Here is a 26,336-nt window from a genome sequence, read left to right on the forward strand (position 1 = left end):
CTTTCTCCTTTCGTGAGACAGAGCATAGGTTCAATAGGTCAATGGATCAGGGCACCAGGGGCAGTCCCTGGAGCAGGGCAAAAAGCGGGGACAGGAGCAGCACCAGCATGGCCGTACAGCCCCCGGCCAGGACCAGGAGCAGCACCGGTTCCAGCAGGGTTTTGGCCTGTTTCAGCCGGTTCTGGAAATCCTGGTCCAACAAATGAGCGGCTTCCGTCAAAAGAGCCGGCAGGTGGCCGCTTTCTTCTCCCAGGGCGGCAAATTCCACCGCCAGGGGACTCAGGAGCAGAGGCTGCTGCCGGGCGGCGCCTGCCAGGGACGATCCTGCCACCACCGCCTGTTCCATGGCCCTGGCACAGGTCCGGCAGGGCCCTTCCGGCAAAATCTGAGCCGCCTGAGGCAGGGCCCGGTCCAGAGGCAGGCCGCCCCTAAGCAGCAGGGCCAGGAGCCCCAGGAAACGGATTTCCCAGAAGGTCCGGACCCAGTTCCGGATCAGGGGCAGCCGGGGCAGCCACCGGGACTTTTTCCGCCACACCAGAAGGAGCCCGGCTCCCTGGAGAATCAGAAGACCCAGGAACACCAAAGGATGCGCCTGGAAGCTACGGACCACCGTAAGGAGCAGCCGGAAGCCCGCCGCCGGTTCCAGCCGGAGGGACTGGTACAGGTCCCCCAAAAGGGGCACCACCAGCCAGCAGAACACTCCGGTAAGCACCAGGGACAAGCCCAGCACCAGCGCCGGATACAGACAGGCCTGGAGCACTGCTTTCTGATTCTCCCGTTTTTTCTGATAAAATACCGCCAGCTGTTGGAATACCAGAGGCAGCTGACCGCTGTTCTCCCCGGCTGCCGCCAGAGGGCCTGCCAGCTTGCCCACCTGCTTTTCCTGCTGCCGGAGGGCCTGGGACAGGGAAAAGCCCCGGCCCAGGGCGTGGTCCAGTTCCCGGCACAGCTCCTTCACCGCAGGGGAACTGTGGCCTTCCAGAGCCCGGAGGGCCCGGAGGATGGGCAGACCTCCCTGGAGCAGCAGTCCCAGCCGGCGGAAGAAGGTTTCCCGGTCCAGGTCTCTCAGAGAACGCTTCCCCTGGAACTGTTTTTCCAGGAAGTTATCCCTCCGTAGCTGAAGGATATAGGGATACTGCCGGGCCAGTTCCTTCCCGGCCTCCTCCAGGGTGGCTGCAGAAAGGGTCCCCTGGCACAGCTGTCCTTCCCGGGTACGGGCTTTCCAGTGAAACTGTTCCATCTGTTTCACCTCCTTTCCCTGTTACCCTTCGAGATCCAAAGAAAAATTCCTTCCCCAGTGGAAAAATCGGGCTATTAACGGCAAAAATCGGCAGCGAACAAAAAAAAAGCTGTGAAAAAATGATTTCTCATTTTTTCACAGCTTTTTTTATTTACTTTCCTTTTCCCTTATCCAGCATATTCTGGATTTCCTGCATGAAGCTGTTCACGTCGGCGAACTGGCGGTACACGGAGGCGAACCGCACATAGGCAATCTGGTCGATCTTTTCCAGACGGGCCATGACCACTTCTCCGATTTTCGTGGATTTCACTTCATTTTCCCCGGACGCCCGGATCTCGTTCTCGATCTGACTGGTGAGAGACTGGATCTGTTCGTAGGTAAAGGGCCGTTTTTCAAAGGCCCGCAGGAGTCCGGCCAGGATTTTCTTGCTGTCGAACATTTCCCGCCGGCCATCCCGTTTGATGACCAACAGAGGGATCTGTTCATATTTTTCGTAAGTCGTGAAACGCCGTCCGCAGCGGGGACATTCTCTACGCCGCCGGATGGACGCCCCCTCTTCAACGGAACGGGAATCGATGACACGGCTATCTTCGCAGCCACAGAATGGACATTTCATAACCTACACCCCCAGTTCCTTATTTGTTGCGGATCCAGGGCGGAATCTCCGAAGTGGGAGAAGTAAAGCTGCTCACCTTGGAACCGGCAGCTTCTTCAGCAGCCTTGGTGATCCGGCTGGTGGAAGTCTGGGGTTTTACAAAGGAAGCAGGTTTCGGGGTAGTGGTACCGGCAGCCGGTTTCCCTTCGTCGATGCCGGTGGCGATGACGGTGACACGGATTTCGTCTTCCATGCTTTCGTCGATGTTGGCCCCGAAGATGATGATGGCATCAGGATCCACCACATCGGTGATGATCTTGCTGGCTTCGTTCACATCCATCAGGCTCAGGTTGGGGCCGCCGGTGATGTTCAGCAGCACCCCTTTGGCGCCTTCGATGGTGGAATCCAGCAGGGGGCTCTTCACAGCGTTTTCAGCTGCAGCCGCAGCGCCTTCGTCACCCTTGGCGGTGCCGATGCCCATCATGGCGGAACCGGCGTTGGTCATAACGGCCTTTACGTCGTTGAAGTCCACGTTGATCAGACCGGGGACACTGATCAGGTCAGAGATTCCCTGTACGCCCTGGCGCAGCACATCATCGGCCAGTTTGAAGGCATCTTTCATGGAAGTCCGTTTATCCACAACCTGGAGCAGACGGTCGTTGGGGATGGTGATCAGGGCATCCACCTTGGCTTTCAGGTTGGCAATCCCCTGTTCAGCCACGTTGAAACGACGGCGTCCTTCAAAAGAGAAAGGCTTGGTCACAACGCCAACGGTGAGAGCACCGGCCTGTTTGGCCATTTCTGCCACCACATGGGCTGCACCGGTACCGGTACCGCCGCCCATACCAGCGGTAATGAAGACCATGTCAGCACCTTTCACGCATTCTGCCAGTACGTCTTTGGATTCTTCTGCAGATTTTTCCCCTACTTCCGGGTTGGCCCCTGCACCCAGGCCTCTGGTTTCGTCCTCACCGATCTGGATCTTGGTGGGGGCGCTGGATTTTTTCAGCTGCTGCGCATCGCAGTTCACAGCGACGAATTCCACACCCTGGAGTCCGGCCTCGATCATGCGGTCCACGGCGTTGTTGCCGCCGCCGCCCACACCGATGACCTTGATTTTTTCCAGGGGCTGATCCATCGTATCTTTGTCTGCCTCAAACATGTTTCATGGTCCTCCTCATCTATTGTGTGATTGGATAGTTTGTTTCTTCGTACACTATATCTAGTATACCATTTAACAGATAATATTTCATCCCCATTTTGGGGAAAATTTTGCCTTCTTTACCGGAGATTGTTCACCGAACCATCAGCTCCCCATCAGCAACCGCCGGATAATGGCGATGTTGTTGAAGATCCGCAGACCGAAGGCGATCAGGGCCACATAGTACAGGTCGATCCCCAGCCGGTATCCGAAATAGCACAGGAACACGGCGAAGATCCCGTTGGCAAAGAAGCCGCTGAGGAAGATCCGGTGGTCGAAATGACCTTCCAGGGAAGATCGGAAGCCGCCGAACGCCGCATCCAGGCAGCCCATGAAAGCCACGGCCACCAGTTTGCTGTACATGGGCGGCACCACCGGGAAATAGGCTCCCAGAGCAATGCCCGCCGCCAGTCCCAACAGGGCATAGATCATTTGGCTCCCCCCTCTTCCAGCTTGGCATATTCAAAATGACGGGTTCCCTTGTAGGCAGGGATCTCCACGCTGTCCTTTTTCTTCACGTCCACGGAAATCCCCCAGAACTTCAGGGTTTCCACCACTCCGCCCCGGAGCCGCAGGGCGCTTTCCAGAGTCTGGGGATCCCCGATGGCCCGGATCTCGTAGGGCGGGGTGAACCGGGTGTTGTTCACCGAAACAGTGGGCCCGGCGCACCGGACTTCCGATACATCCAGCAGCCGTTCCTTGTTGATGGCCAGGGCTTCCGCCCCTGCGGCCCGGAGTTCGTTCAAAAGCCGCAGCAGATCATCATCGTGGATCACATACAGGTTGGGGTTCTCCCCGGCCTTGGGTTTCACCTGGCTGTCGTTCACCGTGACCACCACCCCGGGGCCTTTCAGGGCCACTTCCCCGGATTTGATCTTCAGGTCGTTAAGGACTTTCTTGTCCCCGCCGGCTCCCTGGGTCTCCAGTTCTTCCAGCCGGTTGGCCAGTTCCTTGTTTTCCTTTTCCGCGTTCTTCAGTTTCTCCACCAGATCTTCCGCCCGCTGCTGGTTCACAGACTGTTTGGCCTGTTCCGCGCTGCGGAACTGGGTGGATATCATGGTGCCCACGATCAGGCACACCAGAAACAGGAAGAACTTCTCTCTATGACTGCGAAAGACCATGGCATTCTCCTTGTTACAGTTTAATATACGGTTTTTCGTAGGTCAGGTCGATATACTGCGCCTTGATTTTCTTGGCTTCCAGTTCCTGGCAGATGGCCTTGAAGGTCTTCAGCTTGCTCTGGGCATTTTCATAGGTGCCCAGGATCACCGGGATCCCGTTGTGCAGGTAGATCTTCAGGCTCTTGTTTTCGTCCACATGGATTTCCATGATCCGTTCCTTCAGCTCCGGATCCAGTTTCCGGAGGAAGCTCAGGATCCCCTGGATTTCTTCATCTTCCGTCATATCCCCCAGTTCCCCCTGGGCAATGTGCCAGCCGGACACAAAAGGCGCGTCCCCGCCGGTGATCCCGTCAGCCAGGCCGATAATGTGGCCGGTAGGATCCAGCTTGGCATACTGGGTCCCTTCCATGGCCACATACAGAGCCGGCTGCCGGTCCGTGATCACCACCCGGAGGATGTTGGGCCAGCCCAGGGCCAGGTCGGCCTTTTCCACCCGGTAGTCACTCCGGAGACTGGTAAGGAGCTTCTTCCGGTTGATGTTGAAGATGTTCAGCGGATCACCGGCGTCCCCCATTTCCTTCACTTCATCCAGGGTCACCACTGTGTTCCCGGTGACTTCCAGCCGGCCAAAAGCCAGCCAGGGCTGGTGGAGGGTCACATAGGAGGCAATCAGGAGAGCCACGGAACCCAGGAGCAGCAGCACCCGGGGCCAGTTCAGCCGGCGTTTTCCACGGCGCCGGGTCCCTTTTTTGCCTGTTTTTTCAGATCCGGCAGGTGCTGCCGCCTTTTTCCGCCTCCGGAACCGGCTGGTCCCCGGTTCCTTCTGTTCCAGGGCTTCCGCCTTCTGTTCCTGCCGGAGCCGGAAGGTTTCCCGTCCAACCGCCCGGTCTTCCAGGGCTTTCCGTTCCGCCTCTTCCGTCCGGCCGTAAATATAGGCCTGGGCTTCCTGACGGACTTTTTCCCGTTCCTTCTGCCGTTCCTGCTCCTCTTTCCGCCGCTGTTCCTGGCGGAGCCGGGCTGCCCGCATTTCCTGCCGGAAGGTGCTGGTTTCCCGGTGTCCTTCCGAAGGGTTCCGGGAACTGCTGCTCCCATCCCCCTCCTGCCGGCTGCTGTCCCGGCTCAGCCGCCGGGTCCTTTCCTGCCCTGGCTGCCGGCTTTCCGGCCGCTTCCGGCCGATCTTGGGCTGGAACCAATTGGGCCGTTTCATGTCAGTGGGCCGTCTTCAGGATCTTTTCACACAGATCCGGGAAGGAAATACCCATGGCGGCAGCGGCCTTGGGGATCAGGCTGGTGGCAGTCATCCCGGGGATGGTGTTCACTTCCAGGGCGATGCAGTCCCCGTTGTCCGCCAGCATCAGGTCCGTCCGGGCCACACCGCTGCAGCCCAGGGCTTCGTAAGCGGCCACGGCGATCTTCTGGAGCCGCTTGGTGGTTGCTTCATCAAAGGGAGCCGGGCAGGTGTAGGTGGTGGCCCCTTTGGTGTACTTGTTGTGGAAATCGTAGAAGTTCACATGGGGTTCGATGAGCACCAGCGGCATGGGGATGGCCCGGCCGTCTTCTTCCATCATCACCCCGGCGGCCACTTCCTTGCCGGTGAAGAAGGCTTCGCACAGCACACGGTCCCCGTACTGGAAGGCTTCCTGCAGGGCATCATCCAGCTGCTTTTCATCCTTTACGATCACTACCCCGATGCTGGAGCCCTGGGTGGCCGGTTTTACCACACAGGGGATGCCGATTTCCTTCAGGATCCGGTCCTTGGGGTCCTGGTCCCGCTTCTTGTCCAGAAAGATGCATTTGGCGGTAGGCACATGGTTGTTCTGGAACAGATGCTTGGTGTACACCTTGTCCATGGCCAGGGCGCTGGCCAGTACTCCGCTGCCCGTATAGGGGATCCCCAGCATTTCCAGGATGCCCTGGAGCCGGCCGTCTTCCCCGTAGAGCCCGTGGACGGCGTTGAACACCACCTTGGCGCCGGAGGCCTTCAGCTGGTCCACGATGTGTTCCGGATCCAGGTCGATGGCCACTGCATCATAGCCTTTTTCCTTCAGGGCATTCAGGATGGCGTTCCCGGTATTCAGGGACACTTCCCGTTCTTTGGAAGGTCCGCCCATGACCACTGCCACACGATCTTTTTTATCCATTGTCAGTTCCTCCGTTCCAGTGCCTGTACCAGATGTTCTCCCAGTTTGTAGATGTCCCCGGCCCCGATGGTCATGATCAGGTCCCCGCTCTGGGCCTCATGTTCCAGATGGTCCAGGATGGTGGGCTGGTCAGCCATGTATTCCACTTCCTGACCGGTGGTGGTCCGTACCTTGTCCGCCAGCATTTTTCCGGTGACCCCGGGAATGGGATCCTCACTGGCTGCATAGATGTCGGTGACGATCAGCCGGTCCGCATCTTTAAATGCCACGGCGAATTCGTCCAGGAGCAGCTGGGTACGGGTGTACCGATGAGGCTGGAACACCACGATCAGCCGTTCCGGATGGGTCTGCCGGGCCGCCTTCAGCGTGGCCATGATTTCCGTGGGATGGTGGGCATAGTCGTCCACCACCCAGACGCCGTCCACTTTCCCCTTGGTTTCGAACCGGCGCTTGGCTCCGCTGAATTTTTCCAGGGAAGCCAGGATGTCCGGCAGGGGCAGTCCCAGTTCCCGGGCAGCGGCAATGGCCCCCAGGGAATTGAGCACATTGTGCCGGCCGGGGATGATCAGATGGCCCTGACCGATGGTCTCTCCCTGGTACACCACATCGAAATGGGTACCGTCCGTGCCGTAGATGATGTTCCTGGCCTGGTAATCTGCATCCTGGCTGTCGATGCCATAGCTGATCACCTTTTTGTCCGTGGCTTCCCCGATGGTCCGCACCCGGTCGTTGTCATAGCACAATACGGCGCAGCCTTCGTCCTTGATCTGGGAAACGAACTGAGCAAAGGCCTTCTGGATGTTTTCCTGGCTGCCGTAATGGTCCAGGTGGTCGTCTTCGATGTTGGTGACCACCGCAATGTAGGGATTGAACTTCAGGAAGGAGCCGTCGCTTTCATCGGCTTCTGCCACCACATAGTCGCTTTTGCCGTTGGCCGCATTGGACCCCAGGTTGTTTACGATGCCCCCCACCACAATGGTGGGATCCAGGCCGCAGTCGCTGGTGATGCAGCTGAGCATGGAGCTGGTGGTGGTCTTCCCGTGGGCCCCGGCCACCGCAATCCCCTTGTGCTTGTTCATGAGATACGCCAGCACGTCGCTCCGGTGGATCACCGGCACCTGGCGCCGGTGGGCTTCCACCAGTTCCGGGTTGTCAGGATGGATGGCAGTGGACACCACCACCACTTCCGCCCGTTCGATCTGACAGGCAGCGTGGCCGATGAATACCAGGGCCCCTTCCTTGGCCAGCTTGGTGGCCATGTACCCGGGTTTGGCATCGGAGCCGGACACATGGTACCCCCGTTTGATCATCACGTAGGCCAGGGCACTCATCCCCGCTCCCCCGATGCCGATGAAATGTATGTTTTTGATTTTATCCAGATCAACCAATGGTCTCTTCCTCCTATTTGTTCCCTTCGGCCAGTGCCAGTGCCTGTTCCGCAATGGCATCCGCCGCCTGGGGCATGGCGCACCGCAGGGCGCTCCGGTGCATGGTCTCCAGCCGTTCCGGTTCCTGGAGCAGTTTTTCCACTTCTCCCAGCAGCCAGTCCCCGTTCAGGTCCTTGTCCAGCACCACCAGGGCCGCTCCTTTGGCCGCCAGGGCCCGGGCATTGTATTCCTGGTGGTTGGCTGTGGCATAGGGATAGGGAACCAGGATGGAGGGGATTCCCTTCACCATCAGTTCCGCCAGCCCGATGGCTCCCGCCCGGGAAACCGCCAGATCCGCCGCTGCCAGGGCCAGGGGCATATCGTGGAGATAGGGCACCACATGGATGTTCCCGGCATGGAGCACCTGGTCTCCCAGGGCTTCCGCATGCTTTTCATACCCTACGGTGCCGGTGGCGTGGAGGATCTGGATCCGGGGATTCCCGGCCAGCTGCTGTTCCACAGTCACCATGGCCTGGTTGATGGTCCGGGCCCCCCGGCTGCCCCCGAAGGCCAGCAAGGTGGTCTTGTCCGGATCCAGGCCAAACTTCTTCAGGCCTTCTTCCCGGCTGGCATCCAGGATCTCCTGGCGTACCGGGTTGCCGGTATAGACTTTCTGGGCATGGGAGGCGAAATACCTGGCTCCCTCTTTATAGCCCAGGAACACCCGGTCCACAAACCGGGACAGGATCTTGTTGGTGACCCCGGGCATGGCGTTCTGTTCCTGGATGCAGGTGGGCACCCGTTTCATGGCCGCCCAGAACAGAATGGGGCCGCACACGTAGCCCCCGGTGCCGATCACCAGGTCCGGATCGATCCGGTTCAGCAGGGTGTAGGCTTCCTTCAGCCCCAGGAGCAGTTCTCCGGCGCTTTTCAGGGTGCCCAGGCCCAGATGCCGTTCAAAGCCTGCCACTTTGATGAATTCCAGGGGATATCCGTACCGGGGGATGATGTCCTTTTCCAGCCCTTTCCGGGTCCCCACAAAAGTGATTTCACAGTCAGGGTCCAGCCGCCGCAGCGCCCCGGCAATGGTCAGTGCCGGATAGATGTGGCCGCCGGTGCCCCCGCCGGACAGTACGACTTTCACGCTTCCGCCTCCTTGGCCAGATCATGGACGATCTGCTTGAATACCCGGCCCCGTTCCGGGAAGTTGGCGAACATGTCATAGGAAGAGCAGGCCGGGGACAGGAGCACCACCTGAGGGGCTTTTGTTATGGCATAAGCCTTCCGCACTGCATCTTCAAAGGTGCCGTCGATCATGATGATGTTCTGGACTCCGTGTTTTTTGGCTGCTTCACAGAACCGCTGCCGGGCTTCTCCCAAAAGGATCAGGGCATCGGTCTTGGCCTTTACCGCTTCCATCAGATCATCCAGGCTGGTCATTTTGTCGTGGCCTCCTGCCAGCAGGATCACATGGCCGTCTTTGAAAGCTTCCAGGGCCTTGATGGCGGAATCGGTGTTGGTGGCCTTGGAATCGTTGTAGTATTTCACCCCGTTGATGGTGGTCACATATTCCAGCCGATGTTCCACACCCCGGAAGGCTTTCAGCACCCGGGCCATGTTTTCCGGAGTGACTCCGGCGAAATGGGCGGACAGGCAGGCCGCCAGCACGTCCTGTTCGTTGTGGGCCCCGAAGATCTGGAGATCGGACACCTGGCAGATCTTTTCCTTCTTCCCGTCCAGGGCCAGGGTGAACCAGCCGTCTTCGATGAAGCCCCCTTCCGGCAGTACCTTCTGGGTGCTGAACCAGACCACCCGGCTTCTGGCCTTGTCCCCCAGTTTGCTGGAAACCGGGTCGTCAGCGTTGAGGATCAGGATCTGATCCGGAGTCTGGAAGGCGAAGATCTTGGATTTGGCGGCCACATAGCCGGCCATGTCCCCGTGCCGTTCAAAATGGTCCGGAGTGATGTTCACAATGCAGGCCACATCGGGGGCCAGGCTGGTGGTCCCTTCCAGCTGGAAGCTGGACAGTTCCGCCGCCACCCAGGAATCTGCGTCCAGGTCCTGGAGTTCCTTGCTGAGGGCAAAGCCGATGTTCCCGGCTACGGTGGTCTTCACCGGCAGGGTGGCCAGCATTTCTCCCAAAAGGGTGGTGGTGGTGGTCTTCCCGTTGCTGCCGGTTACGGCGCACCAGTGGCCTTTGTACAGCCGGCTGGCTTCTTCCGCTTCGGCGATGATTTCCATTTTCAGGTCCCGGGCCTTCTTCACCGTTTCCGTAGTAAAGGGGATCCCGGGAGAGATAATGAACAGATGGCACTGTTCCAGATAGGGTTCCGGGTCCGTCTCCTGGACATATTCCCCGCCCCGGGCTTCAAAAGCCTTCAGCCAGGCCGGATCCAGGTCCTTTTTGTCATCGTTGTATAAGATTACGGCAGAGCCCTTCTGGGCCAGGACTTCTGCAACGCCCTGGCCGCTGATTCCGGCCCCGTACACAAAGATTTTCTTTTTGTCATCCATGATGATGCCCCCCAAGTTTATGTTTATCGTTCAGCAGACCGGGTCTCGAGACTCGTGACTCAAGACCCGTGACCTTTTACCTGGCCAGATACAGCCCCACCCCCAGCAGGGAGAACAGGCAGCTGGCCAGGAAGAACCGCTTCACTACAGTGACTTCCTTCCAGCCTCCCAGTTCAAAATGGTGATGGAGAGGAGCCATCCGGAAGATCCGCTTCCCGTGGGTCATTTTGAAATACCCCACCTGGAGCATTACAGACAGGGCTTCCAGCACGTAGATACCCCCGATCACCACCAGGAGCAGTTCCGTATGGGTCCCGATGGCCACGGCAGCCACCGCCCCGCCCAGAGCCAGGGAACCGGTGTCCCCCATGAAGCACTTGGCCGGGTGATGGTTGTAAATGAGAAAGCCCAGGCAGCAGCCCACAATGGACAGGGCAAACAGGGCTTCCGGCAGGAGATGGCTGGCAAAGCCGATATAGGCAAAAGCCAGCATCACCGGAATGGTTACGCTGGAAGCCAGTCCGTCCAGGCCGTCGGTCAGGTTCACCGCATTGGTGGTGCCCACCAGGAGCAGCAGCAGGAACAGGTAATACCCGGCTCCCAGGTCCACAGTGGCGTTCACCACCGGTACCCAGATCCGGGTGCTGTATACGGTCACGTCTCCGGGATACAGCAGGTAGACAGCCGCCACCAGGATCTGGAGGGCCATCTTCTGTTTGGAGGTAAGCCCCAGATTCCGCTTGAAGAAGATCTTCAGGCCGTCATCGATGAACCCGATGACCCCGTATCCCACAAACAGCCACAGGGCCACAATGGTCCGGGAATCCAGCGGGATCCACACCAGAGAAGCCACAATGGCCGCGGCGATCATCATCAGGCCTCCCATGGTGGGAGTACCGTTTTTCTTCAGATGTTCCTTGGGCCCGCATTCCCGGATGCTCTGGCCGAAATGCCATTTGTGGAGCAGCGGCAGCAGGAACCGGCCGAAAATGGCCGTCAGTACAAAGGAAGTGACCAGGATGCCCACACCGCTCAGCATGTTTTGGCCCCCTTCCGGAACACCGTATCAATAAGGGAAAAGACTTCCATCCCATGGGAGCCCTTCAGCAACACCACATCGTCGGGCCGGACCAGATTGGCCAGTACGGGAGCCGCTGCCTCCTTGTTTTCCACATAGTGGACGGGAACCCCGGCTTTTTCAGCCGCTTCCGCCGTGTACCGGCTTTCCGGTCCGTAGCAGATCAGTTCTTCCACCCCGTATTTTCCGCACCATTCCCCCACCTGGGTATGGCCGCTCTGGGAATGGGCCCCCAGTTCCAGCATATCCGCCAGCACTGCAACGGCCCGGCCTTTCCCCTGGTTCTTCACCACATCCCGGAGGGTCTGGAGCGCCACTTCCATGGAAGCCGGACTGGCGTTGTAGGCGTCGTTGATCACCGTCACCGGGCCGAAATGGAGGATTTCCTGGCGCATGCCCGTCATCTTCAGGTTTTCCAGGCCCCGGGCGATGGCTTCGTCAGGGACGCCGTACACTTCCCCTACCGCCACCGCAGCCAGGGCGTTCATCACATTGTGCCGTCCCAGCAGAGGCAGCTTCACTTCCTGGGTATTCCCGGTGATCCGGCTCCGGTACACGAACCGGGTGGCCAGACCGTCGGCGGAAATCTCCACCGCCTTTACGTCTGCGTCGCTGTCGATGCCGTAGGTGTGGACCGTGGCTCCCGTTTTCATGACGCTGACCCGGGGATCATCCCCGTTCAAAAAGGCATGGTTTTGGGGCGTAAAATCCTCCAGGATCTCACTTTTGGCTTTGGCGATGTTTTCCAGGGATCCCAAAAGTTCCAGATGGGTATCCCCCACATTGGTGATCACCGCTGCATCGGGAACGGCAATGTGCTTCATGGCCCGGATCTGTCCCAGGCCCCGCATGCCCATTTCCACCACAGCCATTTCCGTATCCTCCCGGATGGTGAGCAGGGTCTTGGGCAGGCCGATTTCGTTGTTGAAGTTGGCCTGGGTCTTGATCACCCGGTATTTTTCTCCCAGCACGGCAGCAATACAGTCCTTGGTGGAGGTCTTGCCGTTGCTGCCGGTAATGGCGATCACCGTCAGTCCCTTTTTGTCCAGCCGGTACCGGCTGGCGATCTTCTGGTAGGCTTCCAGGGTATCCGGCACCAGGATGCACCGGTCCGCCGGCACCCCTTCCGGCACTTCCGAGACCACCCCTCCCCGGGCTCCGTCTTTCAGGGCCTGGGCCACGAACCGGTGGCCGTCGAATTTTTCCCCTTTCAGGGCCACAAACAGGCACCCGGGCACAATGGCCCGGGAGTCCGTAGTAACATCCGTGAACTCTTCTCCGTCCTCAAAGGCCATGGGCACCTGGAGGGCGTTTTTCAGCAAAGCAGCATCAAGCATTGGTCTTCCCCTTCTGGAAAAAGTCACGTACCACTTCTCCGTCGTCAAAATGGATGGTCCGGTCCTTCAGGATCTGATAATTTTCGTGACCTTTTCCCGCTATCATCACCACATCTTCCGGTTTGGCATGGGCCATGGCATAGTCGATGGCTTTCCGCCGGTCGGTGATCTTGTGGATTTCTTTTCCTTCCGGATTTTCTTTCAGTCCTTCTTCAATATCCCGGATAATGGCTTCCGGGTCCTCGGTCCGGGGATTATCGCTGGTGACGATGACAATGTCCGCCAGATTGAGGGCAATCTGCCCCATAATGGGCCGTTTCTTCCGGTCCCGGTCTCCCCCGGCTCCGAAGATCACCCACAGTTTCCCTTTGGTGATCTGCCGGGCGGTCTTCAGCACGTTTTCCAGGCCGTCCGGGGTGTGGGCATAATCCACCACCACCGTAAAGGGCTGGCCTGCATGGATCAGCTGGAACCGGCCGGGGACCCCGGCGAAATCGTCCAATCCCCGGATAATGTCCTCCCGGGTCAGGCCTTCTGCAATGGCGGCGCAAATGGACCCCATTACATTGTACACGTTGAATTCCCCGGTAATGTGGAGCTTCAGGTCCATTTCTCCCACCGGCGTATGGAGGTTCAGTTCCATATGGGTGGCGGCCACGTGGAAGGTCAGGGGGTACACATCGTTGTCCTTCCCCTTCCCGTAGGTCATGATCTTTGTCTTCACCCGGGGCATGATCAGGGCAGAGCTTGGGTCATCGCTGTTGAACACCGCCGTCTTGTTGGGCTTTACCCCTTCATGGAGACGGGTGAACAGCAGGGCCTTGGCTTCCCGGTAGTTTTCCATGGTCTTGTGGAAATCCAGATGGTCCTGGGTGATGTTGGTCAAGACCGCCGTATCATATTCAATCCCTGCCACCCGGTCCAGGGCCAGGGCATGGGAAGAAACCTCCATGACACAGGTGTCACAGTGGCTTTCCACCATTTCATAGAGCATTTTCTGCAGATCCACCACATCAGGGGTGGTGTTGTGGCTGGTGCGGACCTGGTCACCGATCATCACGTTGATGGTGCCGATGAGCCCCACCTTGTGGCCGGTCCGGGTCAGAAGGGTCCGGAGGATATTGGTGGTGGTGGTCTTCCCGTTGGTGCCGGTGACTCCGATCATCCGCATTTTCCGGGCAGGCCAGTCGTAGAACCAGGGTGCCAGGGTCTTCACCGCTTCCTGGGTGCTGGGGACCTGGATCACCGTCATCCCTTCCGGCACTTCCGTGTCTGCTTCCGTCAGGGCCGCCACCGCGCCCTGGGCTGCGGCCTTGGCAATGTATTTGTGGCCATCGGTGTTGACCCCTTTGATGCATATAAAAAGGCTGCCGGGACCGGCGGTCCGGGAATCGATGGTCAAATCGCAAACAGTCCGATCTGCCCCATTCCCTGCAACCACGGCACCAGGCAGCTGTCTGATTACATCCTGCAGTTTTCTTTCCATGTTGATCCCCCTTATGATTGGCAGACAGCTGGAAAACAGGCTGTCTGCCAATGGCTATGTGGGCCTTTCGGGCCCGGTTCGGGCAGGCTGCTGCCCAAATCAAAGGCAGCTCCGCTGCCTACTCTCTTACATAAATGTTGCTCCGGGCGGTCTGCATGCCCAGTTTCTTTTCGGCTATGCTGGTGATCCGCTCCGGGCTCCGGAGCCGTTCCACGTCGATTTTCAGGGTCTCGTTCTCGTCCAGGCACTGGGCCTCCACGGCCTTGAGCTTTACCAGATCGTCAGAACGGGCGAAGAACAGCTGACTGAGAGCCACATTCACGAATATTAATGATAATACCAAACAGGCATAAAATGCAACCCGACGCAGCACAATATTTTCCTTCTTTACGGTTTTTTTCGGTTTGGACGTCTGCTGCCGCTGCCGGGGACGGGAAGGCGCAGGAGTCTCCTCTTCCTGCACGGCTGCAGAACCGTAGGTATAGTATTTCTGAGACGGCCACTCCATGGGTCGGCTGTTTTTCCTGGTATCCATGCTGCCTCTCCTTCGTTGGTTTGTTGTTTCAGATCTTCACGGCCCCCCGCAGCCGGGCGCTTCTGGCTCTGGGATTTTCCGCCAGCTCCCCTTCGCTGGGAGTGAATTCCTTCAATTTTTTCAGTTCCGGCTTCCGTCCGCAGACGCACACCGGCAGTTCCGGCGGGCAGATGCATCCCCGCTGGAGCCGTTTGAAGGCCTGTTTGATGATCCGGTCTTCCAGAGAATGGAAAGTGATCACCCCGATATGGCCCCCCGGTTTCAGATGATGGACCGCCGCTTCCATGGTGGCATCCAGGATCTTCAGTTCGTCATTCACTTCGATCCGGATGGCCTGGAAGGTCCGTTTGGCCGGATGGGGTCCGTCCTGACGGGCCCCCTTGGGAATGGCCGCCTTGATGATGTGGACCAGTTCCCCGGTGGTCCGGATGGGATGATCCTTCCGGGCTGCCACAATGAACTGGGCGATCCGTTTGGCCCACCGTTCTTCCCCGTATTTGTAGATGATCCCGGCCAGGTCGTCTTCCTTGTACCGGTTCACCACCTGTTCCGCCGTCAGGCTGGCCTCCTGGTCCATCCGCATGTCCAGAGGCCCGTCATGCATGTAGGAGAACCCCCTCTCCGGGGTATCCAGCTGATAGGAGGACACTCCCAGGTCGAACAGGATCCCGTCCACCTGGGGGATTCCCAGGTCTTCCAGGATGGCATCCAGGTTCCGGAAATTGTTGTGGACGATCTTTACCTGGCACGGGGCGTCCTTCAGCCGCTCGGTGGCTGCTGCAATGGCGTCCTCGTCCTGGTCGATGCCGATCAGCATCCCCTCCGGGTCCAGAAGTTCCGTAATCCGGTGGGAATGGCCGGCCCCGCCCAGCGTACAGTCCACATAGATCCCCTTGGGATCCGTGACCACCCACCGGACACTTTCTTCCAATAATACACTTTTATGGACAAATTCCATCTCTATTCCTCATTCTATCTGCCGTTGACCGCTTTTATTCAAAATCCAATTCTTCGATCAGTTCCGCCACATCGCTTTCCACGGCCTTGGTGTAATCCGCATAGCGCTGGGCATCCCAGATTTCCGCCTTGCTCCCCACCCCCACGATCAGGGCCGTTTCCCCGATCTGGGCATAGGTCCGCAGGTTGGCAGGCAGCAGGATCCGACCCTGTTTGTCCGGCTCCACCTCACAGGCGCCGCCGAAAATGAACCGGGACACATCCCGCATCTTCTGCTTGGGCATCATTTTCTGGGCAAAGCTGTTCTTCAGTTTTTCCCAGGCTTCCAGAGGGTACACGTCCAAACAGCCGTCCACTCCTTTGGTAACAACAAAGGAAGGGCCCAGGTTCTCCCGCATCTTTGCCGGGACGAACAGACGGCCCTTGCTGTCCAGCGCATGTTCAAATTCGCCCATCAGCATCGGCCATCCCACCCTTCCCAAAAAAATTCGCCACTTTCCACCACTTTTCCCCATTATAGAATGTTTTCCATGAAAAAGCAATGAAAAACCGGTCAAGACACCCGGAGGGCAGGGTCAGGTGGTTAGGTCGCTCACGGGTCCGTAGGGGCGGCAGGCCCGGCCGCCCGCCCCCATTTCCCGCCAGGCGCGGAAGATGGGTCGAAATTCACGAGTCTGGATGGCATGAGCCAGTCCATTCCTTCCAGGCGCGGAAGATGTACCCAGATACGCGAAAGCAGCGGATTTTGACTGGGACATAGTACAAGGACGTACATGTCACAGTCAAAATCCGCTGCTGACAAAGTAGATGGGTGCATATTCCGCGCCTGGGTTATGCGTTAGCCATTGCGTTAGCCATATTGTTCCTTGACAGACTATGGTATAATAAATCATACCCATTAAATGTAATTGAGGAGGATTCAGATGGAAAAGGTTACTGCTGATTCCAGCATTATTGAAACGGTGCAGATGCACCCTGAAATCGTCAACATTTTTATGCAGTATGGTCTGGGCTGCATCGGCTGCATGGCCGCCAACTTCGAAACCATCGGCCAGGGCGCCGCTGCCCACGGCATCGACGTAGATGCCCTGATCGCCGACATCAACGACTGCATTGCAGAAGTTGAAGGGGAAGAAAAGAAATAAGGAAAAAGGGGCTGTCCTTCCGGACAGCCCCTTTTTTGTCACTGGTCAGTGACCGGGGGTGTGAATTTTTTCACACCCCCTTTTTTATTTCCCCGTCCGGCCCCGCTGGGTCAGAGGCACACCCTGTTTGCACAGAGGGCAGTCTTCCGGTTTGTAGGCTTCCACGTCCAGGCGCAGCAGAGGCTCGGTGCGGACGCCGAAATCCACTTTGCCGCCGCTCCGGTCCACCAGGAGGCCTACGCCCACCGGTACGCCTCCTTCGCTTTTCACCACGTCCAGCACTTCCCGTACACTGCCGCCGGTGGTGACGATGTCTTCCACGATCAGTACCCGGGTCCCCGGTTCAATGTGGAACCCTCTCTTGAAGGTCATCTTCCCATTCACCCGTTCCGTAAAGAAGAACCGGGTGCCCAGGTTCTTGGCCACTTCATAGGCCAGCAGGATGCCGCCGGTCATGGGGCCCACCACCAGTTCCACGTTGTCGTTGACGAACCGGGCAGCGATTTCCTTGCACAGGGCTTCCGTGTACCGGGGCTGCTGCAGCACATTGAATTTTTCCACATAGGTGGGGCTGTGGAGGCCGCTGGTCAGCAGAAAATGACCATGCATCACCGCGTTGGTTTCTTCCAGCATATGCAGTACCGTTGTATCGTTCATTTAAAAAGCTCCTTCCATTTCTTCCAGGATCTTCCGTACAGCTTCCTGTTTGTTTTCCGCCTGGGTAATGGGCCGTCCCACCACCAGATGGGTGGACCCGTTGCCGATGGCAGCCGCCGGGGTGGCAATCCGGCTCTGGTCGTTGGTGGCAGCCCAGGCCGGCCGCACCCCAGGGGTCACAATGAGGAAATCTTTCCCGCATTTTTCCCGGATCCCGGCCGCTTCCCGGGGCGAAGCCACCACCCCGTCCAGGCCGCTTTCTTTGGTAAGGGCCGCCAGGTCCAGTACCTCTTCCCCAATGGGTTTGGCATAGTTCAGAGGCTTCCACTGGGCTTCATCCATGCTGGTGAGCACGGTGACGGCAATCAGTTTGGGTGCAGGCCGGCCCAGTTCCGCCGCCGCTTCCTTCACCGCCTTCATGCCTTCCGCCATCATCTTGGGGCCGCCCACCGCGTGGACGTTCATGATATCCGCTCCCAGCCGGGTCAGCACGGCCAGGCTGTGAGCCACCGTATTGGGGATGTCCTGGAGCTTCAGATCCAGGAACACTTTTTTGTCCTTGTCCTTCAGGTACCGGATGATGTCCGGACCGGCCCCGTAGAACAGTTCCATCCCCACTTTGTAAAAGGTCACTGCATCCCCCAGTTCTTCCACCAGGGCTTTGGCCCGGTCAAAGGTGGGGAAATCCAGGGCCGTGATCAGTCTGTCTCTTGCATCCATGGGTTCCACTCCTCAGTTCCGTCCCGGCAGGGCCTGTCCCCGGAGTTCCTCCAGAGAAGCCGCCCCGCTGGCGTCCAGATAATCCTGGATCCCCTGGCTGATGGTTTCCGCCAGGCTGGGATCCGTAAAGCTGCAGGTGCCCACAGCCACTGCCGTGGCCCCAGCCAGGATGAATTCCACCGCATCCTGCCAGCAGCTGATACCCCCCATGCCGATAAGAGGCACCTTCACTGCCTGGGCCACCTGGTACACCATGCGCACGGCCACCGGGTGCACCGCCGGGCCCGAAAGGCCTCCCACGATGTTTCCCAGCACCGGCCGCTTCTTCTGGATGTCGATTTTCATCCCCACCAATGTATTAATGAGGGAAATGGCGTCGGTGCCGGCGGCTTCCACCGCCCGGGCAATTTCCGTAATGTCCGTCACATTGGGAGACAGCTTGGTGATCACCGGCTTATGGGTATGGGACTTGGCTGCCTGCACCACTTCCCCTGCCGCATGGCAGTCGGTGCCGAAAGCCAAGCCCCCCTGGGCCACGTTGGGACAGGAAATGTTCAGCTCGATGGCGTCCACTCCGTCCACATCCAGCATTTCCGCCAGGGTGCCGTAGTCTTCCGCACTGTCCCCGTCGATGTTCACGATCACCGGGGTCTTGGTCACCTGCCGGAGATGGGGCAGGGTTTCCTTCAAAAAGTATTCCACTCCTGGGTTTTCCAGCCCCACACAGTTCAGCACTCCCGCCGGGGTTTCCACCAGCCGCTGGCCCTTGTTTCCGGGCCGGGGCTTCAGGGTGGTCCCCTTTACGGTAATGGCGCCGATATGGTCCAGGTTGAGAAAATCCGTAAATTCCAGACCGAACCCGAAAGTGCCGGAAGCAGTGGTCACCGGTGTCTTCATGATCACCCCCGCCAGGTTCACCTGCATCCGGGGATCTTCATAAGGCTTCACCATTCCACCACCTCCTGGCTCCAGAACACCGGGCCGTCCTTGCAGATCTTCATCCGCTTGCCGCCTTTTCCTTCGCAGGAGCAGGACAGACAGGCACCCAGGCCGCAGCCCATGTATTTTTCCAGGGATACCTGGCAGGGCACCCCGTACTGGTCCACCACTTCCACCACAGCCTTCATCATGGGGCTGGGGCCGCACACGTACACGCAGTCATACTGTCCCGTGGCCAGAAGCCCGGGCAGCACCGCGTTCACCGTGCCCTTCACCCCGTAGGATCCGTCATCGGTGGTTTCATACTGTTTGGCGGTTTTGTCCTTGAACAGGTCCGCCCAGAACACTTCCGCTTTGGTCCGGCCCCCTACGATCACTTCCATTTTGTGATCCGGGTCCGCCTGGGCCAAAAAGTGGAGAGGGGCCAGGCCCATGCCGCCGCCCACCAGGAGACCCCGTTTGGCCCCCAGATGGAACCCGTGGCCCAGGGGCCCCACCACACTGATGGGGTCCCCGGCCTCCATGGCATCCATAAGTTCCGTGGTTTCTCCCACGATCCGGTACATCAGGGAAAAAGTCCCGGCCGCCCGGTCCACCCCGGCCACCCCGAAGGGCCGCCGGAGCAGGGGCTGATGGAGCTTGTTCACCCGTACCGTCACAAACTGTCCCGGCTGGGCCGCTGCCGCCACTTCCGGACAGCGGATTTCCATGAGCCGGATGTCCCCGGAAAGTTTCTCCTGCCGGACAATGGTTCCTTCCATATATACTGCCATGGCTTACTCCGTCTTCAGATCCTGGAGAGCCACCACGCTTACCACGTTCCGCCGGCGCATGGCACCCATGGCCTTGTACAGGGCCCGGGCGGTATCCAGGCTGGTCAGGCAGGGAATGGCGTGTTCCACCGTGGACCGGCGGATCTTGAAGCCGTCCCGGGTAGCGTCGGAACCGTGGGTCAAAGTATTGATCACCATGCAGATCCGGCCTTCCTTGATGTCATCCAGCAGGTTGGGGGTACCGGCGCTGGCCTTTTCCACCCGGCCCACATGGATGCCTTTTCCTTCCAGGAACTTGGCGGTACCGGCGGTAGCCACCAGTTCATAGCCCAGGTTTTCAAACCCTTCCGCAATGGGCACCACTTCTTCCTTGTCCTGGTCCGCTACGGTGATCAGGATGGCACCGCTCTTGGGGATGTGGGTGCCGGCGGCAATGCAGGCTTTGTACAGGGCTCTGGGGAACTGGGCGTCGATGCACATCACTTCCCCGGTGGATTTCATTTCCGGCCCCAGGGTGATGTCCACGTCGGTCATCTTGTTGAAGGAGAACACCGGCGCTTTCACCGCATAGTAGTCCGGGAAGAGCTTCAGGCCCGGTTCCAGGCCCTGATCCCGGATGGATACGCCCATGGCGCATTTGGTGGCTACATCCACCATGGAGATGCCCGTCACCTTGCTCAGGAAAGGCACTGTCCGGCTGGACCGGGGGTTTACTTCGATCACATACAGCTTGTCATCCCGGACAATGTACTGGATGTTGATCATCCCATGGACTTCCAGGCCCAGGGCCAGTTTGGTGGTGTAGTCGATGATCTGTTCGATTACGTGCTCGCTGAGGGTCCGGGGCGGGTACACCGCAATGGAGTCCCCGGAATGGACCCCGGCCCGTTCGATGTGTTCCATGATCCCGGGCATCAGCACGTCCTTGCCGTCGCAGATGGCATCCACTTCCACTTCCGTACCCATCAGGTAGTGGTCCACCAGCACCGGGTGTTCGTGGGAAGCCTTTACGGCGTTGTTCATGTAGTATTTCAGTTCGTCGTCGTTGTAGACGATTTCCATGGCCCGGCCGCCCAATACATAGGAAGGACGCACCATTACAGGGTAGCCCACATCGTTGGCAGCCCGCAGAGCCCCGTCGATGTCAAACACCGTGTGGCCTTTCGGACGGGGAATCCCCACACTGGTCAGCAGTTCGTCGAACCGTTCCCGGTCTTCTGCCCGGTCGATGCTGTCTACGGAAGACCCCAGGATCTTCACCCCGCAGTCATGGAGCGGACCGGCCAGGTTGATGGCGGTCTGGCCCCCGAACTGGACAATGACCCCTTCCGGTTTTTCCCGGTCGATCACATTCAGCACGTCTTCCAGGGTCAAGGGTTCGAAATACAGCCGGTCAGCGGTATCGAAGTCCGTGGATACGGTTTCCGGGTTGTTGTTTACAATGATGGTTTCGTAGCCCAGATCCTTCAGAGCCCATACAGAGTGGACGGAGCAGTAGTCGAATTCCACCCCCTGGCCGATCCGGATGGGACCGGAGCCCAGTACCAGCACCTTCTTGTTGGGGGTGTCTTCCACTTCGTCTTCCACCCCGTAGGTGGAGTAGTAGTACGGAGTTTCCGCGTCGAATTCCGCGGCGCAGGTATCCACCATCTTGTAAACAGGGGTAATGCCCCATTCCTTCCGGATGGCACGGATTTCCAGACCGGTCTTCCCTACCAGTTTCCCGATGGTCACATCGGCAAAGCCCCGTTTCTTCACTTCCCGGAGCAGTTCCGGCGTCAGTTCTTCGCTCTTCAAACGCACTTCCAGTTCCACAATGTGGCGGATCTTCCGCAGGAAGAATTCGTCGATCTTGGTGATGGCATGGGCCTGGTCCACGGTCATCCCTCTCCGGAAGGCTTCGGCGATGGTAAAGAGCCGTTCGTCGTCCACTTTCCGGACCTTTTCAAAGACTTCCTGGTCCGTCAGCTTGTGGAGTTCCGGCATGTCCATATGAGTCAGGCCGATTTCCAGGCAGCGGACCGCCTTCAGCAGACCGGCTTCGATATTCCGTTCGATGGCCATCACTTCCCCGGTGGCCTTCATCTGGGTCCCCAGGGTGTGGTCCGCATTGACGAACTTGTCAAAGGGCCAGCGGGGGATCTTGATGACACAGTAGTCCAGGGTGGGTTCGAAGCAGGCGGAGGTTTTCTTGGTTACCGCGTTTTCGATTTCGTCCAGGGTATACCCGGCAGCGATCTTGGCGGCCACTTTGGCAATGGGATAGCCTGTTGCCTTGGAAGCCAGGGCAGAAGACCGGCTTACCCGGGGGTTCACTTCGATGACGATGTATTCTTCACTGTCCGGATTCAGGGCATACTGCACGTTGCAGGCCCCTTCCACCCCCAGTTCCCGGACGATGTCGATGGCGGCGGTCCGGAGCATCTGGACTTCCCGGTCAGTCAGGGTCTGGCAGGGAGCCACCACGATGGAGTCCCCGGTATGGACCCCCACCGGGTCGATGTTTTCCATGTTGCAGACGGTGATGCAGTTGTCTTCATGGTCCCGGACCACTTCATATTCGATTTCCTTCCAGCCGGCTACGGACCGTTCGATCAGGGCCTGACCGATCAGGGAGTACATGAGCCCTTTGGTGGTAATGTCATCCAGCTGATCCATGTTGTGGGCAATGCCGCCCCCGGTGCCCCCCAGGGTGTAGGCCGGCCGCACGATCAGAGGGAAGCCCACCTTCTTGGCAAATTCCTTGGCCGCATCCACGCTTTCCACAATGGTGCTCTGGGGAATGGGCTGGTGGAGTTTCTCCATGGTTTCTTTGAACAGTTCCCGGTCTTCCGCCTTCATGATGCTGGAGATCTGGGTGCCCAGGAGCTGCACATTGTATTTCTTCAGAATGCCTTTTTTGTCCAGTTCAATGGCCAGGTTCAGGCCGATCTGGCCCCCCAGGGTGGCCAGCAGGGAATCCGGCCGTTCCTTGGCGATGATGGCTTCCAGGAATTCCACATCCAGGGGTTCCACATACACCCGATCTGCAATGTGCACATCGGTCATGATAGTGGCCGGGTTGGAGTTCACCAGCACCACTTCCAGCCCTTCTTCCTTCAGGGCCCGGCAGGCCTGGGTGCCGGAATAGTCGAATTCAGCAGCCTGACCGATGATGATCGGGCCGGAACCGATGACCATGACTTTCTTTACATTCTCTTTTTTTGGCATATCAGTGCCCTCCCATCATTTTGATAAACCGGTCGAACAGATAAGCGTTGCCGCTGGGACCGGGGGATGCTTCCGGATGGTACTGCACTGTGAAGGTGGGATGGTTCAGATAGCGCAGGCCTTCGATGGTGTTGTCGTTCAGGGACCGGTTGATCACTTCCACCGGCAGTCCCTTCAGGGAATCCTCATCCACCATGAACCCATGGTTCTGGGAGGTGATGCAGATCTTGTGGTCCACCAGATCCCGGACCGGCTGGTTGATGCCCCGGTGGCCGAAAAGCATTTTCTTGGTCTTGGCCCCGTTGGCCAGCGCCATGACCTGATGCCCCATGCAGATGCCGAAAATGGGTTTCTTGCCGATCATCTTTTTGATGTTGTCGATTTCCACCGTCAGATCCGCCGGATCCCCAGGGCCGTTGCTCAGGAAAATCCCGTCCGGATCCATGGCCAGTACCTCTTCCGCCGGAGTTTCCGCCGGGAATACGGTCAGTTTGCAGCCTTTTTCCACCAGGCATTCCAGGATGTGCCGCTTCACCCCGTAGTCCATGACGGCTACGGAATATTTGGCGTCGTCCGGTCCCATGGTGTACACCTTTTTGGTGGTTACCTGGGCCACCTGGTCATGTTCTTCGGGAGTGGCCAAAAGAGCCTGGACTTCGTCGTCCGGAGTATCTGCCGGCACCAGCACCCCCTGAAGGGTCCCGTAGGACCGGATCCGCCGGGTCAGCGCCCGGGTATCCACACCGGCCAGCACCGGGATATCGTTCTTTTCCAGGAATTCCAGCACCGTGCCTTCATCCCGCCAGCTGGAGGGTTCGTCACACAGTTCGCTGACGATCAGCCCCTTGTAGCAGCAGCCGTCACTCTGGCAGAACAGGTCGTTGCAGCCGTAGTTCCCGATCAGGGGATAGGTGAAGATGACGATCTGCCCGCAGAAAGAGGGGTCCGTCAGGGTTTCCTGATACCCGGACATGCCGGTGGTGAACACCACTTCCCCCACTGCCTTATGGGTGCTGTACAAAGTTCCTTCATAGACGCTTCCGTCTTTCAATACCAACTTGCCTTTTACTTTTTGCATACTACACCGTCTTTCATCACAAACCGGCCATCGACCATGGTCGCCACTGCCATGCCTTTGCAGTGTTTTCCGTTGAAAGGAGTCACCTTGCCCCGGGTATAGAATTTTTCACTGTCCACCGTCCATTCCCGGTCCAGATCCAGGATGGTGATGTCCGCATTCCGGCCTACCTTCAGGCTGCCGGCGTCCAGATTCATGATCCGGGCCGGGCTGGTGCTCATTTTGTTGACGATTTCATTGATGGAGAATTCTCCCGTATGGTACAGCTCCGTCAGGATCACCCCTACGGAAGTCTCCAGGCCGCAGAACCCGTTGGGAGCATACCGGAATTCCACATCTTTTTCTTCCGGCGCATGAGGAGCATGGTCCGTTACGATGGCATCGATGGTGCCGTCCTTCAACCCCGCCCGCATGGCTTCCACATGATCCCGGCTCCGGAGAGGAGGAGAAACCCGGGTGGCCGTATTGTAACCGGCGCAGGCTTCATCGGTAAGGGTCAGGTGGTGGACCGTCACTTCGCAGGTGATGTTCACCCCTCGGGCCTTGGCCTTCCGGACAATGTCCACAGCCCCCTTGCTGGCAATGTGGGCAATGTGGATGTGGGCCCCGGTGTATTCCGCAATGGCCGCATCCCGGGCCACACAGATGTCTTCGGCGATGGAAGGGATGCCGGGCACACCCAGACGGGCGGAAACGGCCCCTTCGTGCATGAACCCTTCGTGGTTCATCTCTTCGTCGATGTCGTGGCAGATCAGGGGCTTGTCAAAAGCGCTCACATACTGGGCTGCCAGGTTCATTACATAGGCACTGGACACATAGTGGCCGTCATCAGAGAAGCCCATGACCCCGTGCTGGGCCATGTCCCCCATTTCAGACAGTTCCTTGCCTTTTTCCCCTTTGGTAATGGCCCCGATCACTTCCACATGGACGTACCCTTCCTTTTGGGCCCGTTCCTGGATGCCGCTGACCACAATGGAGCTGTCGATCACCGGTTTGGTGTTGGGCATGCAGGCCACCCGGGTGATGCCCCCGTGAGCCGCTGCCATAGTGCCGGTGACCAGATCTTCCTTGGCTTCCAGCCCCGGTTCCCGGAGATGGGTGTGCAGGTCGATGAACCCGGGAGCCACCACCAGGCCCGTAGCGTCGAACACTTCGTTCGCCGCTGCATCAATGTGAGGTGCCGCTTCCGCGATTTTCCCGTCTTCCACCAGAAGGTCCATCACCTGGTCCAGCTGCTGGCTGGGATCTACGATCCGTCCGTTCTTAATTAGCGTTTTCAACTGGCTTTCCTCCCATAATCGTCAAGAATAACACGGCCATCCGCACCGCGACCCCGTTGGTCACCTGTTCCCGGATCACAGCCTGGTCACTGTAGCCCGTATCCCAGGAGATTTCCAACCCCCGGTTCATGGGACCGGGATGCATCACCAGACAGTCCGGTTTGGCCAGTTTCATCCGTTCTTCGTTGACCCCGTAAATCCGGGCGTATTCCCGGGGAGTGGGGAACATGGCCTTGTCCTGGCGTTCCAGCTGGATCCGCAGCACATCCACCACATCCGCCCCTTCAATGGCGTCTTCCACCCGTTTGTGCACCGTGACCCCCAGTTCCTGGATGTCGTGAGGAATCAGGGTCATGGGACCGGCCACATGGACATCCGCTCCCAGCTTGGTCCAGGCCGCAATGTTGCTCCGGGCCACCCGGCTGTAAAGGATATCCCCGATAATGGCCATTTTCAGGCCCTTGAACTGTTTCCCATGTTCCAGGATGGTGAACATGTCCAGGAGACCCTGGGTGGGATGGGCATGGGCCCCGTCCCCGGCGTTGATCACAATGGGGGCTGCAATGTCCGCTGCGTACTTGGCTGCCCCTTCCACCGGGTGACGCATGACAATGGCATCACAGGCCATGGACTGCATGGTCAGGATGGTGTCCTTCAGGCATTCCCCTTTTTTCACACTGGAAGTGCCGGTGCTCAGGTTGATTACGTCCGCCCCCAGATACTTCCCGGCCAGCTCGAAAGAGCTGCGGGTACGGGTGCTGTTTTCATAGAACAGGTTCACAATGGATTTGCCCCGGAGAGACGGGAGCTTCTTGATGTCCCGTTTCATGACCTTCTTCATCTCCGCCGCCGTTCGCATGATCAGATCGTACTCTTCCACGGACAGGGAGGAAAGATCCAGGATATCCCGTCCGGACAGGCTGACTGCCGCCTTTGTCATGTTGTAGCCTCCTATAATAAAC

At 58.6% G+C, this 26,336-nt stretch carries 25 protein-coding genes; 1 reads left to right on the plus strand and 24 read right to left on the minus strand.

Translation table 11 applies throughout. From position 1 onward, the window contains the following. Positions 1–46: 46 nt before the first annotated feature. The 16 genes from FX155_RS00205 to mraZ all read right to left on the minus strand — a co-directional run bounded on the left by FX155_RS00205 (position 47) and on the right by mraZ (position 16,027). A complete protein-coding gene (locus tag FX155_RS00205; protein ID WP_154487270.1) occupies positions 47–1,240 on the minus strand; it encodes a type II secretion system F family protein in 1,194 nt (397 codons plus the stop codon). A 151-nt stretch (positions 1,241–1,391) separates the two neighbouring features. Beyond that, a complete protein-coding gene (nrdR, locus tag FX155_RS00210) occupies positions 1,392–1,856 on the minus strand; it encodes a transcriptional regulator NrdR (protein ID WP_154487272.1) in 465 nt (154 codons plus the stop codon). 19 nt (positions 1,857–1,875) lie between these two features. Then, positions 1,876–2,997, minus strand: coding sequence for a cell division protein FtsZ (gene ftsZ, locus FX155_RS00215; RefSeq protein WP_022488222.1), 1,122 nt, complete (start codon positions 2,995–2,997; stop codon positions 1,876–1,878). A 144-nt stretch (positions 2,998–3,141) separates the two neighbouring features. After that, positions 3,142–3,468 (minus strand): small basic family protein, encoded by a 327-nt coding sequence (locus tag FX155_RS00220; protein WP_022488223.1) that lies wholly within the window; start codon positions 3,466–3,468, stop codon positions 3,142–3,144. Then, a complete protein-coding gene (locus FX155_RS00225) occupies positions 3,465–4,157 on the minus strand; it encodes a DUF881 domain-containing protein (protein ID WP_154487274.1) in 693 nt (230 codons plus the stop codon). The genes FX155_RS00220 and FX155_RS00225 overlap by 4 nt, the downstream gene beginning before the upstream one ends. Positions 4,158–4,170: 13 nt before the next feature. Further along, positions 4,171–5,364: a cell division protein FtsQ/DivIB gene (locus FX155_RS00230; protein WP_154487276.1), complete on the minus strand. Its 1,194-nt coding sequence runs from the start codon at positions 5,362–5,364 to the stop codon at positions 4,171–4,173. 1 nt (position 5,365) lies between these two features. After that, entirely contained in the window at positions 5,366–6,298 is a 933-nt protein-coding gene (locus FX155_RS00235) for a D-alanine--D-alanine ligase family protein (protein ID WP_154487278.1), read from the minus strand. A gap of 2 nt (positions 6,299–6,300) precedes the next feature. Next, positions 6,301–7,686 carry a UDP-N-acetylmuramate--L-alanine ligase gene (gene murC / locus FX155_RS00240; protein WP_022486901.1) on the minus strand — a complete coding sequence of 462 codons (1,386 nt, stop codon included), beginning with the start codon at positions 7,684–7,686 and terminating at the stop codon, positions 6,301–6,303. A gap of 13 nt (positions 7,687–7,699) precedes the next feature. Beyond that, positions 7,700–8,809, minus strand: coding sequence for an undecaprenyldiphospho-muramoylpentapeptide beta-N-acetylglucosaminyltransferase (murG, locus tag FX155_RS00245; RefSeq protein ID WP_022486902.1), 1,110 nt, complete (start codon positions 8,807–8,809; stop codon positions 7,700–7,702). Then, positions 8,806–10,179, minus strand: coding sequence for a UDP-N-acetylmuramoyl-L-alanine--D-glutamate ligase (gene murD, locus FX155_RS00250; RefSeq protein ID WP_154487280.1), 1,374 nt, complete (start codon positions 10,177–10,179; stop codon positions 8,806–8,808). The genes murG and murD overlap by 4 nt, the downstream gene beginning before the upstream one ends. Before the next feature lie 76 nt (positions 10,180–10,255). Beyond that, on the minus strand, positions 10,256–11,218 hold the full coding sequence (gene mraY, locus FX155_RS00255; RefSeq protein ID WP_022486904.1) for a phospho-N-acetylmuramoyl-pentapeptide-transferase: 963 nt from the start codon (positions 11,216–11,218) through the stop codon (positions 10,256–10,258). Continuing rightward, on the minus strand, positions 11,212–12,594 hold the full coding sequence (locus tag FX155_RS00260; protein ID WP_022486905.1) for a UDP-N-acetylmuramoyl-tripeptide--D-alanyl-D-alanine ligase: 1,383 nt from the start codon (positions 12,592–12,594) through the stop codon (positions 11,212–11,214). The genes mraY and FX155_RS00260 overlap by 7 nt, the downstream gene beginning before the upstream one ends. Then, on the minus strand, positions 12,587–14,080 hold the full coding sequence (locus FX155_RS00265) for a UDP-N-acetylmuramoyl-L-alanyl-D-glutamate--2,6-diaminopimelate ligase (protein WP_154487282.1): 1,494 nt from the start codon (positions 14,078–14,080) through the stop codon (positions 12,587–12,589). The genes FX155_RS00260 and FX155_RS00265 overlap by 8 nt, the downstream gene beginning before the upstream one ends. Positions 14,081–14,198: 118 nt before the next feature. Then, the gene (locus tag FX155_RS00270; protein ID WP_022486907.1) at positions 14,199–14,615 is read right to left on the minus strand and encodes a septum formation initiator; all 417 of its coding nucleotides are present in this window, start codon (positions 14,613–14,615) and stop codon (positions 14,199–14,201) included. 28 nt (positions 14,616–14,643) lie between these two features. Continuing rightward, positions 14,644–15,573, minus strand: coding sequence for a 16S rRNA (cytosine(1402)-N(4))-methyltransferase RsmH (rsmH, locus tag FX155_RS00275; protein WP_022486908.1), 930 nt, complete (start codon positions 15,571–15,573; stop codon positions 14,644–14,646). Positions 15,574–15,607: 34 nt separating this feature from the next. Next, positions 15,608–16,027, minus strand: a complete 420-nt coding sequence (mraZ, locus tag FX155_RS00280) for a division/cell wall cluster transcriptional repressor MraZ (RefSeq protein ID WP_229778381.1) — start codon at positions 16,025–16,027, stop codon at positions 15,608–15,610. 468 nt (positions 16,028–16,495) lie between these two features. Here mraZ and FX155_RS00285 point away from each other — a divergent pair, with 468 nt between their 5' ends. After that, positions 16,496–16,717, plus strand: coding sequence for a DUF1858 domain-containing protein (locus FX155_RS00285; RefSeq protein ID WP_022486910.1), 222 nt, complete (start codon positions 16,496–16,498; stop codon positions 16,715–16,717). Positions 16,718–16,801: 84 nt separating this feature from the next. On the opposite strand, the gene pyrE is transcribed toward FX155_RS00285, so the two are convergent. Genes pyrE through FX155_RS00325 form a run of 8 tightly spaced genes read right to left on the minus strand, consistent with a single transcriptional unit; the run spans position 16,802 to position 26,314 of the window. Beyond that, positions 16,802–17,374 carry an orotate phosphoribosyltransferase gene (gene pyrE, locus FX155_RS00290; RefSeq protein ID WP_154487286.1) on the minus strand — a complete coding sequence of 191 codons (573 nt, stop codon included), beginning with the start codon at positions 17,372–17,374 and terminating at the stop codon, positions 16,802–16,804. Then, positions 17,375–18,094: an orotidine-5'-phosphate decarboxylase gene (gene pyrF, locus FX155_RS00295; RefSeq protein WP_022486612.1), complete on the minus strand. Its 720-nt coding sequence runs from the start codon at positions 18,092–18,094 to the stop codon at positions 17,375–17,377. It abuts the gene before it with no gap. A gap of 12 nt (positions 18,095–18,106) precedes the next feature. After that, complete coding sequence (locus tag FX155_RS00300) at positions 18,107–19,045, minus strand: dihydroorotate dehydrogenase (protein WP_154487288.1); 939 nt, start codon at positions 19,043–19,045, stop codon at positions 18,107–18,109. Then, positions 19,039–19,806 carry a dihydroorotate dehydrogenase electron transfer subunit gene (locus tag FX155_RS00305; protein ID WP_022486614.1) on the minus strand — a complete coding sequence of 256 codons (768 nt, stop codon included), beginning with the start codon at positions 19,804–19,806 and terminating at the stop codon, positions 19,039–19,041. Before FX155_RS00305 ends, FX155_RS00300 begins: the two co-directional genes overlap by 7 nt. Before the next feature lie 3 nt (positions 19,807–19,809). Next, complete coding sequence (gene carB / locus FX155_RS00310; protein WP_154487290.1) at positions 19,810–23,016, minus strand: carbamoyl-phosphate synthase large subunit; 3,207 nt, start codon at positions 23,014–23,016, stop codon at positions 19,810–19,812. A gap of 1 nt (position 23,017) precedes the next feature. Further along, entirely contained in the window at positions 23,018–24,094 is a 1,077-nt protein-coding gene (gene carA / locus FX155_RS00315; RefSeq protein WP_154487292.1) for a glutamine-hydrolyzing carbamoyl-phosphate synthase small subunit, read from the minus strand. Continuing rightward, positions 24,082–25,374 carry a dihydroorotase gene (locus tag FX155_RS00320; protein WP_154487294.1) on the minus strand — a complete coding sequence of 431 codons (1,293 nt, stop codon included), beginning with the start codon at positions 25,372–25,374 and terminating at the stop codon, positions 24,082–24,084. Before FX155_RS00320 ends, carA begins: the two co-directional genes overlap by 13 nt. Then, positions 25,358–26,314, minus strand: coding sequence for an aspartate carbamoyltransferase catalytic subunit (locus FX155_RS00325; RefSeq protein ID WP_075580585.1), 957 nt, complete (start codon positions 26,312–26,314; stop codon positions 25,358–25,360). Before FX155_RS00325 ends, FX155_RS00320 begins: the two co-directional genes overlap by 17 nt. Positions 26,315–26,336: the final 22 nt, after the last annotated feature.

This window comes from Acidaminococcus fermentans (assembly GCF_009696675.1).
In the GTDB taxonomy this organism is placed as follows: Bacteria; Bacillota; Negativicutes; order Acidaminococcales; family Acidaminococcaceae; genus Acidaminococcus.

Excerpts from the sequence above, each read along its gene's own strand:
- FX155_RS00205 (WP_154487270.1), bottom strand. The coding sequence starts at position 1,240 with ATGGAACAGTTTCACTGGAAAGCCCGTACCCGGGAAGGACAGCTGTGC.
- nrdR (WP_154487272.1), bottom strand. The coding sequence starts at position 1,856 with ATGAAATGTCCATTCTGTGGCTGCGAAGATAGCCGTGTCATCGATTCC.
- ftsZ (WP_022488222.1), bottom strand. The coding sequence starts at position 2,997 with ATGTTTGAGGCAGACAAAGATACGATGGATCAGCCCCTGGAAAAAATC.
- FX155_RS00220 (WP_022488223.1), bottom strand. The coding sequence starts at position 3,468 with ATGATCTATGCCCTGTTGGGACTGGCGGCGGGCATTGCTCTGGGAGCC.
- FX155_RS00225 (WP_154487274.1), bottom strand. The coding sequence starts at position 4,157 with ATGGTCTTTCGCAGTCATAGAGAGAAGTTCTTCCTGTTTCTGGTGTGC.
- FX155_RS00230 (WP_154487276.1), bottom strand. The coding sequence starts at position 5,364 with ATGAAACGGCCCAATTGGTTCCAGCCCAAGATCGGCCGGAAGCGGCCG.
- FX155_RS00235 (WP_154487278.1), bottom strand. The coding sequence starts at position 6,298 with ATGGATAAAAAAGATCGTGTGGCAGTGGTCATGGGCGGACCTTCCAAA.
- murD (WP_154487280.1), bottom strand. The coding sequence starts at position 10,179 with ATGGATGACAAAAAGAAAATCTTTGTGTACGGGGCCGGAATCAGCGGC.
- mraY (WP_022486904.1), bottom strand. The coding sequence starts at position 11,218 with ATGCTGAGCGGTGTGGGCATCCTGGTCACTTCCTTTGTACTGACGGCC.
- FX155_RS00260 (WP_022486905.1), bottom strand. The coding sequence starts at position 12,594 with ATGCTTGATGCTGCTTTGCTGAAAAACGCCCTCCAGGTGCCCATGGCC.
- FX155_RS00265 (WP_154487282.1), bottom strand. The coding sequence starts at position 14,080 with ATGGAAAGAAAACTGCAGGATGTAATCAGACAGCTGCCTGGTGCCGTG.
- FX155_RS00270 (WP_022486907.1), bottom strand. The coding sequence starts at position 14,615 with ATGGATACCAGGAAAAACAGCCGACCCATGGAGTGGCCGTCTCAGAAA.
- rsmH (WP_022486908.1), bottom strand. The coding sequence starts at position 15,573 with ATGGAATTTGTCCATAAAAGTGTATTATTGGAAGAAAGTGTCCGGTGG.
- mraZ (WP_229778381.1), bottom strand. The coding sequence starts at position 16,027 with ATGGGCGAATTTGAACATGCGCTGGACAGCAAGGGCCGTCTGTTCGTC.
- FX155_RS00285 (WP_022486910.1), top strand. The coding sequence starts at position 16,496 with ATGGAAAAGGTTACTGCTGATTCCAGCATTATTGAAACGGTGCAGATG.
- pyrE (WP_154487286.1), bottom strand. The coding sequence starts at position 17,374 with ATGAACGATACAACGGTACTGCATATGCTGGAAGAAACCAACGCGGTG.
- pyrF (WP_022486612.1), bottom strand. The coding sequence starts at position 18,094 with ATGGATGCAAGAGACAGACTGATCACGGCCCTGGATTTCCCCACCTTT.
- FX155_RS00300 (WP_154487288.1), bottom strand. The coding sequence starts at position 19,045 with ATGGTGAAGCCTTATGAAGATCCCCGGATGCAGGTGAACCTGGCGGGG.
- FX155_RS00305 (WP_022486614.1), bottom strand. The coding sequence starts at position 19,806 with ATGGCAGTATATATGGAAGGAACCATTGTCCGGCAGGAGAAACTTTCC.
- carB (WP_154487290.1), bottom strand. The coding sequence starts at position 23,016 with ATGCCAAAAAAAGAGAATGTAAAGAAAGTCATGGTCATCGGTTCCGGC.
- carA (WP_154487292.1), bottom strand. The coding sequence starts at position 24,094 with ATGCAAAAAGTAAAAGGCAAGTTGGTATTGAAAGACGGAAGCGTCTAT.
- FX155_RS00325 (WP_075580585.1), bottom strand. The coding sequence starts at position 26,314 with ATGACAAAGGCGGCAGTCAGCCTGTCCGGACGGGATATCCTGGATCTT.